This is a genomic window from Symbiobacterium sp. (genome assembly GCF_040797425.1).
In the GTDB taxonomy this organism is placed as follows: domain Bacteria; phylum Bacillota; class Sulfobacillia; order Symbiobacteriales; family Symbiobacteriaceae; genus Symbiobacterium.
This window is the reverse complement of sequence record NZ_JBFNEH010000077.1, coordinates 1-10,478: the sequence shown is the minus strand read 5'-3', so window position 1 is coordinate 10,478 and position 10,478 is coordinate 1. Positions and strand designations below refer to the sequence as shown.

11 protein-coding genes are annotated in these 10,478 nt (G+C 71.8%); 6 read left to right on the top strand and 5 right to left on the bottom strand.

The window, feature by feature from the left end; genetic code table 11:
* From AB2385_RS15850 to AB2385_RS15830, 5 genes are all read right to left on the bottom strand, one after another.
* The coding region (locus AB2385_RS15850) for an ABC transporter permease subunit (protein WP_367655985.1) at positions 1-1,015 on the bottom strand (1,015 nt) is incomplete at its 3' end.
* Positions 1,012-1,884 carry an ABC transporter ATP-binding protein gene (locus AB2385_RS15845; RefSeq protein WP_367655984.1) on the bottom strand — a complete coding sequence of 291 codons (873 nt, stop codon included), beginning with the start codon at positions 1,882-1,884 and terminating at the stop codon, positions 1,012-1,014. The genes AB2385_RS15850 and AB2385_RS15845, both read right to left, overlap by 4 nt.
* Positions 1,868-2,527 carry an ATP-binding cassette domain-containing protein gene (locus tag AB2385_RS15840; protein WP_367655983.1) on the bottom strand — a complete coding sequence of 220 codons (660 nt, stop codon included), beginning with the start codon at positions 2,525-2,527 and terminating at the stop codon, positions 1,868-1,870. The genes AB2385_RS15845 and AB2385_RS15840 overlap by 17 nt, the downstream gene beginning before the upstream one ends.
* A 13-nt stretch (positions 2,528-2,540) precedes the next feature.
* Positions 2,541-3,695 carry a hypothetical protein gene (locus AB2385_RS15835; protein ID WP_367655982.1) on the bottom strand — a complete coding sequence of 385 codons (1,155 nt, stop codon included), beginning with the start codon at positions 3,693-3,695 and terminating at the stop codon, positions 2,541-2,543.
* On the bottom strand, positions 3,692-4,258 hold the full coding sequence (locus AB2385_RS15830; protein WP_367655981.1) for an RNA polymerase sigma factor: 567 nt from the start codon (positions 4,256-4,258) through the stop codon (positions 3,692-3,694). The genes AB2385_RS15835 and AB2385_RS15830 overlap by 4 nt, the downstream gene beginning before the upstream one ends.
* 430 nt (positions 4,259-4,688) lie before the next feature.
* On the opposite strand from AB2385_RS15830, the gene AB2385_RS15825 reads away from it, so the two are divergent.
* From AB2385_RS15825 to AB2385_RS15800, 6 genes are all read left to right on the top strand, one after another.
* Positions 4,689-6,224 (top strand): putative glycoside hydrolase, encoded by a 1,536-nt coding sequence (locus tag AB2385_RS15825; protein ID WP_367655980.1) that lies wholly within the window; start codon positions 4,689-4,691, stop codon positions 6,222-6,224.
* Between the two features lie 193 nt (positions 6,225-6,417).
* Positions 6,418-7,791, top strand: coding sequence for a dipeptidase (locus AB2385_RS15820; protein WP_367655979.1), 1,374 nt, complete (start codon positions 6,418-6,420; stop codon positions 7,789-7,791).
* A gap of 192 nt (positions 7,792-7,983) precedes the next feature.
* On the top strand, positions 7,984-8,244 hold the full coding sequence (locus AB2385_RS15815) for an RNA recognition motif domain-containing protein (protein ID WP_367655978.1): 261 nt from the start codon (positions 7,984-7,986) through the stop codon (positions 8,242-8,244).
* 117 nt (positions 8,245-8,361) lie between these two features.
* Positions 8,362-9,123, top strand: coding sequence for a 4'-phosphopantetheinyl transferase superfamily protein (locus tag AB2385_RS15810; protein ID WP_367655977.1), 762 nt, complete (start codon positions 8,362-8,364; stop codon positions 9,121-9,123).
* A 60-nt stretch (positions 9,124-9,183) separates the two neighbouring features.
* Complete coding sequence (locus tag AB2385_RS15805; RefSeq protein WP_367655976.1) at positions 9,184-10,089, top strand: ABC transporter ATP-binding protein; 906 nt, start codon at positions 9,184-9,186, stop codon at positions 10,087-10,089.
* Positions 10,079-10,478: hypothetical protein (locus AB2385_RS15800; protein WP_367655975.1), on the top strand; the 400-nt coding region annotated here is incomplete at its 3' end. The genes AB2385_RS15805 and AB2385_RS15800, both read left to right, overlap by 11 nt.

Here is a 10,478-nt window from a genome sequence, read left to right as displayed (position 1 = left end):
CCGGATAGGTGGGAATGGACATGACGGCCCCTCCGGACAGCTCTTCGTACCACGGCTCGGCGGCGTCCACCCGTCGCATCTCGGCGGCGACGGTCTTGTAGCGGAGGCCCCAGTCCAGCTGGATTTCCCGGGCGGCCCCTGCGACCAGCAGCAGGGCGAGCCCCAGCAGAAGCGCGTACGGCAGGGCCACACGACGGCGCCGGCGGGCGACGGCGAGGAGCAGGACAGCCAGCGCTGCCACGGCGATGCCCAGGGTGACGAGGCGGTTGAAGAAGACCAGGTCGACGTTGTAGAAGAAGCCGGTGGCGCCCTGGGGGGCGACCCGCACGCCGGCGAAGAACTCGAAGATCGGCGCCGGGAGGAAGACGGTCGACCGGGAAGCGAGCAGCCGGAACAGGGGGCCGCCCAGCCAGGCGAGCAGGGTGAGGAAGTAGGCCGTGACGGCCGACCGGGCCAGGCTGCCGATCAGCAGGGCGAGGGCGGTGGCGTAGGCCAGCGCCGCCGGGACCACCACCACCCAGTTCAGGGCCAGGGCGTGCAGGTCCAGCGGGTGACCGCTGAGTACAACCGCTGCCCCCGCTGCGGCCCATGCCACCACCGACACCGCCAGCCAGATCAGGTACTGGACCAGGAAGCGGCCCAGGACCCACGGTGCCGCCTCGTAGGGAAGGGCACCGATGAGTTCCTCCACGTGTTCGCTGTGCTCCCGCCGGGCGGCGGTGGCGGTGAACAGCATCGCCAGCAGGTAGAAGATGGGCGCCCCCAGTTCGTTGTAGTGGTAGAAGATGCGGCCGGTGGCCCCGCCCCAGCTGATCCCGGCCGCTAGCGCCACGGCCGTCGCGAGGGTGATCCAGGGGCCGGCGCTGCGGAAAGCCAGGCGCCCCTGGGACTGCACCACGGCGAGGAGCATGTGCAGCCCCGCCCCCCAGCGCGGCGCCCCAACACGGTCCGCCGTCGCACCGACGCCCGGTGCGGGCGACTCACCCCACTCCCGTGCCACGTTCTGTCCGCTCATGCCGGCACCCCCTCCATCAGCGCCAGGTAGCCGTCCTCCAGCGTCGGGGCGAGGGGCGTGCCCTGCCCCAGCGGGTTCTCAGCGCTGAGCACCCGCAGCTCCATGTCATCGCCGACCCGGCGGGCCCCCACGATCCGCAGGCCGCCGCGCAGCCGCTCGAAGTCCCGGGCCGGCACCGTCAGCTGCCAGACCCGTCCTTCGGCCTGGCGCGCCAGTTCCCCGGGCGAGCCGGTGAAGCGCAGCCGCCCCCGATCGATCACGGCCAGGGCCGAGCAGGCCGACTCCACGTCCGCCACGATGTGGGTGGAGAGGAGGATGACCCGGTCGCCGGCGAGTTCGGTGAGCAGGTTGCGGAAGCGGATGCGCTCCTCGGGGTCGAGGCCGGCGGTGGGCTCGTCCACCACCAGGACCCGGGGGTCGCCCAGCAGGGCCTGGGCGATGCCCAGCCGGCGCTTCATGCCGCCGGAGAAGCCGCCCACGGGGCGGCGGGCGTCCCGGTCCAGGTTCACCCGCACGAGCAGTTCGTCCACCTGGCGGCGGCGCTGGGCGGGGGGAAGCCCCTTCATGCCGGCGGCGAACTCCAGATACTCCCGGGCCGTGAGCCGCCGGTAGAAGCCGAACTCCTGGGGCAGGTACCCGATGATCTGCCGGACGCGGTGGGGCTCACGCAGCCGGTCGATGCCGGCGATGGTGATGCGGCCGGCGGTGGGCTCCAGCAGGGTGACGAGGATGCGCATCAGGGTAGTCTTGCCGGCGCCGTTGGGGCCGAGCAGGCCGAACATCCCCCGCGGGATGGTGAGGGTGAGATCGTCCAGCGCCCGCACGCCACCGCTGTAGGTCTTGGTCACTCCTTCAAGCCGGATCTCCAACCCGGTTCACTCCCTCTGCCGTGATGGTGTAGTGCCCGTCGGCGCAGCCGGAGAGCGCCTCGGGCAGGTGGGTGGCCACCAGGACGATCCGGTCCGCCGCCAGCTCCACCAGCAGCAGGCGCAGGCGGACCAGTTCGTCGGGGTCCAGCCCCTGGGTGGGCTCGTCCAGGATGAGCAGGTCGGGGTCGTTGAGCAGGGCCGCCGCCAGGGCCAGCCGGCGGCGCTGGCCCGTGGAGAAGGCCGGCACCTCCCGGTCGGGCAGGGAGACCTGGGCCATCACGGCGGCCACCCGCTCCGGCCGGCAGGCGGGCCGGACCCCCTTCAGCGCCGCCAGGTAGGCGAGGTAGCGGCCGGCCGTGGTCTCGGGCAGGTCCAGCAGTTCCTGGGGGGCGTAGCCCAGGTGCCAGCGGTAGGCCGTGGGATCGTCCCAGGCGTCGATCTCCTCCCGCGCGTCCCGGGGGAGCAGCCGCACCCGGCCTGACCGGGGCCGCAGGATGCCCGCCGCACAGCGCAGCAGGGTGGACTTGCCGCACCCGTTGGGCCCGGTGAACAGCCACAGCCCGGGGCCCAGCGAGAGGGTCACGCCGGCGAGCACCGACCGGCCGTTGTAGCTCGCCGTGACGTCTTTGAAGGTGAGCCGCATTCCTGTTGCCTCCTTACGCCTCCCGCCCCGGCGGCCAGTGGAAGAGGCGCCGCCGGTAGAGCCCCGTCGCCAGCAGCAGGAGCCCCAGGGCGAGGAGGGCCAGCTGGACGGGGGTCCAGCGCGGCCCCGCGGGCAGGGCGAAGGGACTGAGCCGGACGGTGTGGAGGGCGCACAGCAGTCCCCACAGCACCGTGGCCAGGCCGGCGGCGGTGGCGGTGCCCACGTAGAGCGTGAGGGTGAGCATCAGGCCCGCGAAGAGAAGCAGGGCGGCGGTCCAGCCCAGGAAGAGCTGTGCGTAGGCCGGTTCCGGGAAAACGCCGGTGGGGGCCGGGACTGCGCCCTGGGTCGAGCCGGCGACGAGCGCCTGGCCCGGGAGAACGGCGCCGGACAAGGCCCCGGCGAGGCCTGGAACCGGCAGGATCGCAACCGCTCCCAGCACCAGGTAGTAGAGCAGGGGGACGAGCATGCGCCCCAGGGCCACCTGCGCCGGGGTGACCGGGCAGGAGAGTTCGATCTCCAGAGCGGCCCCCCTGAGGCTGCGGAAGCCGTAGAGCACGCCGCCGATCACCAGGGGCGGGGCGAGCACGGCCGGTGAGAGGCCCCGGGCGGCGAGGGAGGGTCCGGCCAGCAGCCCCAGCAGCACGAACGCCAGCGACGCCAGCCACCAGGCGGGGCGGAAGTGCTGCAGCTGCGCCCGCAAGAGGAGGGCGACGGGCTCCCGGCTGAGCCCGAAGTCCCGGAAGCGCCGGGGCGCGGGCTGCGGGAGGAGCGGGCGGAGCCGGTCGATGAGCGCCTCGGTGTCGGCGGCGGTGGGCAGCGGCACCAGGTGGGTCGCCAGGCGGGCCAAGACGGCTTCCGCCTCGGCGGGGGTAAGATGCCCGCCGGGACCCGCGGTGCCGGCAGGACGCCGGGGGGAACCCGGGGCGGCGCTCGCTGCGACGAGGCCCGGGGAGCAGGCGGCATCTGGCCCGGCGGCGACCGCACCGCAAGTCACGCCCGTGGCGCCGGAGGCGCCGGCGTGGGGGGCGCGGCCCGCGGAAACGTCCGCCGCGCGATCAGGACCGTCAGCGCCGCCCGCATCGGGAGCAGCGGCGTCTGGTACGTCCGCAGGCGCAGCGGGGGCCTGGCCGGTGACCTCGGCGATCAGTTCGTCCCAGCGGCGGTTCACCGCATCTCACTCCTTCCGTCCTGTGCGGCCGTGGGTTCCAGTAGGTCCCGGAGCTTGCGCACCGCCCGGGAAAGGCGGGACCGGACGGTCCCCGGGGGAATCCCCACCACCTCGGCCACCTCCGGGGATGAAAGGCCGTGGTAGAACCGGAGCAGCAGCACGGCCCGCTCGCCCTCGTCCAGCGCCCGCAGGGCCTGACTCAGGGCGGCCTGTTCGGCGATCTGCTCCGAGAGGTCGACCACCGGCGACGGACGCACCCGGTCGGGGTCGGCGGCCGGGAAGGCCCGCCGGGCGGCGGCCTTCACGTGGTCGCGGTAGAGGTTGTGCGCAATGGTATATATCCAGGGCCGGAAGGGGCGGGGGAAGCGGTAGGTGTGAATCTGCGCCAGGAGGCGGGTGAAGGTCTCCTGCGTGAGGTCCTCGGCGGTCTGCTGGTGCATGGTGAGGCGGTAGAGGTAGGCGAAGATCGGCCGGTGGTAGCGGTGCACCAGCGCCTCCAGGGCGGCCTCGCTCCCCTCCTGGACCTGCCGGCAGAGCTCCTCGTCGCGAATCAGGCCTGACACCTCCCCCCGAAATGTCACCCGTAGTACGACGCAGGGCGGCGAACTGTTCACGGAACATGTGGCGATCCGCTATGATCCAATTATTTATATATTAGCAAATACAGCCCGGCACGGAGGCGAGGGCACGGTTCATTCCCGGTCCTCGCCTCTCGCTTCGCCGGGTTGGAGGTGCGTTTCGAAGCCGGCGCCCCTGCCCGATGGTCGCGGAGGGGGCCCGGTGGCCGGAGCCGAAGGGAAAAGCTGCCGATTGCGGTCCGCAGAACGGCCCCCGGGACACGTCGCAACCCCGTTGGCCGCGGTGCCGCGCTCACCAGTGACCACCAAACCGCGGCAGGGTTTGACAGCGTTGTTGTTGAAGGTTGGAAAGTCACACCCCGGGTTGTTCCCGGGGTGTCGCCGCAGACTATCTGCAAAGGGTGGAATCCGCAGCGTGAGAAGACACCGCTTTGTTCGCAACCTGGCCGCAGTTGTGGCCTGTTCTCTGTGTGCGTTCGCCCTGAGCCCCGCCTCCGCCGGCGCGGCCGGGGCCGCGACCGGCCCGCTCCAGGCCCCGTTGATCCCGGCCCCCTACGAGGTGAAGGGGGTCTACCTCACCGCCTGGAACGCCGGCAACCCGGACTTCCTGCAGAGCATCCTGGACCTCATCGACCGCACGGAGCTCAACGCCGTGGTGGTGGACGTGAAGGACGACTCCGGCCGCGTCACCATCACCACCGATGAGGCCACCGCCCAGGCGGCGGGTGCGGTGCGACCCTTCATCCCCGATCCCCGGGCCTTCACCCGGGACCTGCACAGCCGGGGCATCTACGCCATCGCCCGCATCGTGGCCTTCAAGGACCCCATCGTCGCGCCCGTCCACCCCGACTGGGCCGTGCAGCAGGCCGGCGGCGGCATCTGGCGGGACTGGAACGGGGTCGCCTGGCTCAACCCGTACAACCGGGAGGCCTGGGACTACGTGGTCCGCGTCGCCCGCGCCGCGGCCGAGGCGGGCTTTGACGAGATCCAGTTCGACTACGTCCGCTTCCCCACCGACGGCGACCTCAACGCCACCCGCTACCCCGGCGCGGACGGGCGCCCGTATGAGCAGGTGGTGGCCGAGTTCCTGGCCTACGCCAGGCAGCAGCTGGCACCCCTGGGCGTGCTGGTGAGCGCGGACGTCTTCGGCCTGGTCACCAGCGTCCAGGACGACATGGGCATCGGCCAGCGGCTGGAGGAGAGCGCCGCGGCGGTGGACTACCTCTCGCCCATGCTCTACCCCAGCCACTACGAGAAGGGCAATCTGGGCCTGCCCAACCCCAACGCCATGCCCTACGAGACCGTCTACCGGTCGCTCGTCGACGCCCGGGAGCGCATCGGGGCGGCGGGCCTGGGAAGCCGGACGGCCGTCCGCCCGTGGCTGCAGGACTTCTCCCTGGGCCACCCGTACGGCCCCGCGGAGGTGCGGGCCCAGATCCAGGCCACGTACGACGCGGGCTACACGAGCTGGCTCCTCTGGAACGCCGCCAACGTCTACACCGAGGGCGCGCTGCACCCCGGGGACACTGCGCCGGCCCGGTGCCTGCCGCCGTCTGAGGTGGGCGAGGCTGTCACCATCCTGCTCGACGGCCGGCCGCTGCAGTTTGAGGACGTGGCACCGTTCGTCGCCCGCAGCACCGGCCAGACCCTGGTGCCGGTGCGGGCCCTGGCGACGGCGCTGGGAGGCACGGTGGAGTGGGAGGCCGAGACCCGCACCGTCCGTATCGTGCTGGGCGGGCAGCAGATCGCGCTGACGCCGGGGTCGACCTCGGCCCTGGTGGACGACCGGCCGGTGGCGCTGTCGCAGCCGGCGGTGCTCTGGCAAGGGCGCACCCTGGTGCCGCTGCGGTTCGTCGCGGAGGGGCTCGGCGCTCAAGTGACATGGGACAACGCCACCCGCAGCGTGCGCATCACCGTGCCCCGCGGCGTGGCCGGGCCCGCGCTGTTCTGACGGAGCGCCACGCCGCCGGCGCGGACGGTGGGGCGCGCAGCGCCGTGTGACCGCACCCCGGTGGCCACCGGTCGCCTCCGGGGTGCGGGTCTTTCGCCCTGCCTGAGGCTGCTGGGAGCTGTCGCAAAGTCCGGAAGGAATTGGAGGCCTCCCGCCCGAAGTGACTGGGAGACCTTTCACGGGGGGATGGTCCATGGCCGAGGAGTGGATGGGCTACCTGGAGGCGAATCAACCCCGGTTCCGGGAGGAGCTCCTGGACCTGCTGCGCATTCCCAGCGTCTCCACCGACCCGGAGATGGCCGGGGAGGTCCGCCGGGCGGCCGAGTGGGTGGCCGCGCGGCTCCGGCGGGCGGGGATGACGGACGTGCGCCTTCTCGAGACGGGCGGGCACCCGGCGGTCTACGGGGAGTGGCTCGGCGCGCCGGGCCGTCCCACGGTGCTGGTCTACGGGCACTTCGACGTGCAGCCGGCGGATCCGCTGCACCTCTGGACGCACCCGCCCTTCGAGCCGGCGGTGGTGGAGGGGCGCGTCTATGCCCGCGGGGCCACCGACATGAAGGGGAACCTGCTGCTGCCGATCATCGCCTGCGAGGCCCTCCTGCAGACCGAGGGCCGTCTGCCGCTTAACGTCAAGTTCCTCTTCGAGGGGGAAGAGGAGATCGGCAGCCCCCACCTGGGGCCCGTGCTGGAGCAGAATCGGGACCTGCTCGCCTGCGACGTGATGGTAAGCGCCGACGGCGGCATGGGCACGCCGGAGCGGCCTGAGGTCTGGCTGGGCCCCCGGGGGCTGGTGGGGCTGCAGATCAATCTGCGCACGGCCGACCGCGACCTGCACTCGGGCAACGGCGGCCTGGCGGTGAACCCGATTCACGCCCTGGTGCGGCTGCTCGACTCAATGCGGGATGCCGAGGGCCGGGTGACGGTGGCGGGGTTCTACGACCGGGTCCGGCCGCTGACCCCGGCCGAGCGGGCGGAGATCGCCGCCGCCGCGCTGCCCCTGGAGGAGTTCCGCCGCACCACCGGCACCCGGGGCTTCTTCGGCGAGCCGGAGTACACGCCCTACGAGCGGGCGTCGGCCCGGCCGACCCTGGAGGTAAACGGCATCTGGGGCGGCTTCACCGGCCCGGGCGTGAAGACCGTGATTCCCTGCGAGGCCCACGCCAAGATCACCTGCCGGCTGGTGCCCGACCAGTCGCCGGCGGAGATCCGGGAAAAGCTGGTGGCGCATATCCTGGCACACACCCCCGCCTACGCCGAGGTGAGCATCGAGCACCTTCCGGGTGAGGCCGACCCCTACCTCATCCCGCCCGACCACCCGGCGCAGCGGGCCCTGGTGCGGGTGCTCACCCGGCTTACCGGCCGGGAGCCGCGGGTCACCCGCGGCTTCGGGACCGTGCCGGTGATGGGCCTGGTGAAGCGGGTGCTCGGGGCGGAGACGATCACGCTGGGCGTCGGGCAGTCCGACGAGCGGGCCCATGCCCCGGACGAGTTCCTCCGGCTCGCCTCCTTCGAGCGGGGCCAGCAGGCCTTCGTGATGCTGCTTGCGGAGCTGGCCCGGGCGCTATAGGCGCCGCCGGGGGGAGGCCCGCAGCGAAATCGCACGAAACTATTATGAGAATGGTTGTGTTCTGTCGCCAAAGCGAGTACGCTATAAGTGGTTGGTCCGGTTGGTGAGGCGTGCGCGTCCGAGGTTTGCTCCGGAATCGTGTTCCCTCCCACAGCAGGAACCAACACCCTGAAATGAGGGAGGGAGAAAAGAATGATCAAGACGCTCTACTTCGGGAACCTCCCCTGGGCAGTCACCCCGGAGGATCTGGAAGCCGCCGTGTCGCAGTACGCGGAGGTGAAGGCCGCCCGGGTGGCGACGGACCGGGAGACCGGCCGCAGCCGCGGGTTCGGTTTCGTGGAGGTGCCTGCAGAGCAGGCGCAGGCGGTCATCGACGCCCTGAACGGGGCCGAGTGGGCCGGCCGCACCCTGACGGTCAATGAGGCCCAGCCTCGTCCGGGCCGCCGGTCGTGATCGGCCGCGCGGAGATCGCAGCAACACCTGAAGCAAACGCAACCGCCCGGCGCATCCCAGCGCCGGGCGGTTGTTCTGCTTGTTGCGGCTCTGCAAGAGCCGTGGCCCGCCCTACCCGTGCAGGAGCGGATCCATCACGTCCCGCAGCCAGTCGCCGAGGGGTCCCGGGGCGACCTCGGCGGGCATTTGGGGGCCTGGAAGGGCGGGGTGCAGTCGCCCGACGAGCGGCGGCGGGCGGCCCGCCTTCGGGACCCCGGGGCATTCAGGCGGTTCGTGGTTTGCCGTTCCCTCCTCCGGTGGCTCCTGGGGCAGCACCTGCGCACGGCCCCGGCCTCCCTGGTGCTGGGCGCCGGACCGCACGGCAAGCCATTTGTGCGCAGACAGCCCCCGGGCGATCCCGCCCTGGAGTTCAACCTGTCTCACTCCCATGAGCTGGCGGTCCTGGTCTTCTCGCGAGACCGGCCCCTGGGAGTCGACGTCGAGTACATACGCCCGGTGCGCATCAGGGCGCTGGCCAGGGCCATCCTCTCGCACGAAGAGTTCGAGCGGTTCGAGGCGCTCCCCGAGTCGGTCAAGCTGCTGGCGTTCTTTCACTGCTGGACCCGCAAGGAAGCCTGTCTCAAGGCGGTCGGTGACGAACTCACTGCGGGGATCCGGCGATTTCGGGTGACGTTCCTTCCGGACGAGCCTCCGGCGCTGCTGGCGGCAGGCGCCGGAACCGGGGAGCCCGCCGCGTGGACCCTCGAGAGCCTCAGCCCTGCACCGGGCTACGTGGCGGCGATGGCTTCCCCCGGAAGACTCGGGAGGCTTCGCTGCTACGATGCAGGGCCGATCATGCGGCGGCTCGCGGCTCCGGAGCCCCTGGCGAACTGGCCGTGAACCTGGTGAGAAGAGGAGGGAGCAGCCATTCCCACTGCAGCTTATGAGGTCCGCAATCTGGTGAAGCGGTACGCCCCAGACCAGCCGCCGGCCAACGACGGCATCTCGCTCGACATCTACCAAGGGGAGGTCTTCGGCCTGCTGGGCCCCAACGGCGCCGGCAAGACCACCCTCATCCGGCAGCTGACGGGCCTCAGCCGGCCCACCTCCGGCACCATCCACCTCTTCGGCCACGACGTGGTGGCCGATCCCTCGCTGATCCACCACTGGGTGGCCCTCCAGCCGCAGGGGCTGGCCCTGCCCAGCCAGGCGCTGCCCCGGGAACTGCTGGTGCTGACGGGCCAGCTGCGGGGCATGACGCTGGCTGCGGCACGCCGGCAGGCAGACGAGCTGATCGAGGCGTTCCACCTCGGCGGCAAGCTGAAGGTGCCGTTCCACCGCCTCTCCGGCGGGCAGCGGAGGCTGATCTCGATCGCCCTGGCCCTGATGGGCGACCGGCCGGTGCTGGTCTTCGACGAGCCCACCAATGACCTGGACCCCGAGGTGCGCCGGGTGGTCTGGCAGCGCATCCGGGAAGGGGCGCGCGGCGGCCGGACCGTGATCCTGGTCACCCACAACGTGGTCGAGGCGGAGACCGTCCTGGACCGGGTGGCCATTGTGCGGCGGGGTCGCATCCTGGCCCTGGGCACCCCCGGCGAGCTGAAGGGGCGGGTGGCCGGGAACGTCCGGCTGGAACTCCTCTTCCGGCCCGGCGGCGAAGAGGAGGCGGCCGGCTGGCTGGCGGAGCGGTCGGCCATCCCCCTGGGGGCCCGTCGTTACGCGGTCAGCGTCCCCCGCCCGGAGGCGGCGGCGACGATTGCCGACGTTCTGCCCCGGCTGGACGCGCTGGACGACTTCCGCATTGTGACGCCCAACCTGGAAGACGTCTACCTGGAACTGAGCGGGGGTGAGTCCTTTGACCGCTGAGGCCCTGCCGCGGGAGGAGGTCCGGGCCAGGCCGCAGTCCACGCTGTCGTGGATGCAACAGTTCCGGCTCCTGTTCCGCCTCCAGTACACCGACTACCGGGCGAGCCTGCCGTTCTTTCTGGTGTTCAGCATCCTCATGCCCGTGGGCTTCCTGTACGCCTTCGGCAGCAACGTGACCCGGCCCGGGGCGGACAACGGTTGGTTCCTGGCGGGGAACGTCGTGATGTCGGTCTGTTTCGGCGCCGCCTCCTTCGCGATCGCCCGGGTGGCCTGGCTCCGCATCCGGCACGAGATGGACTACTACGGGACGCTGCCGGTGAAGCGCAGCGCCTTCCTGGCCACGGTCTTCTGCCTCGGGCAGATCTCGGCCCTGCCGGGAATGGTGAGCA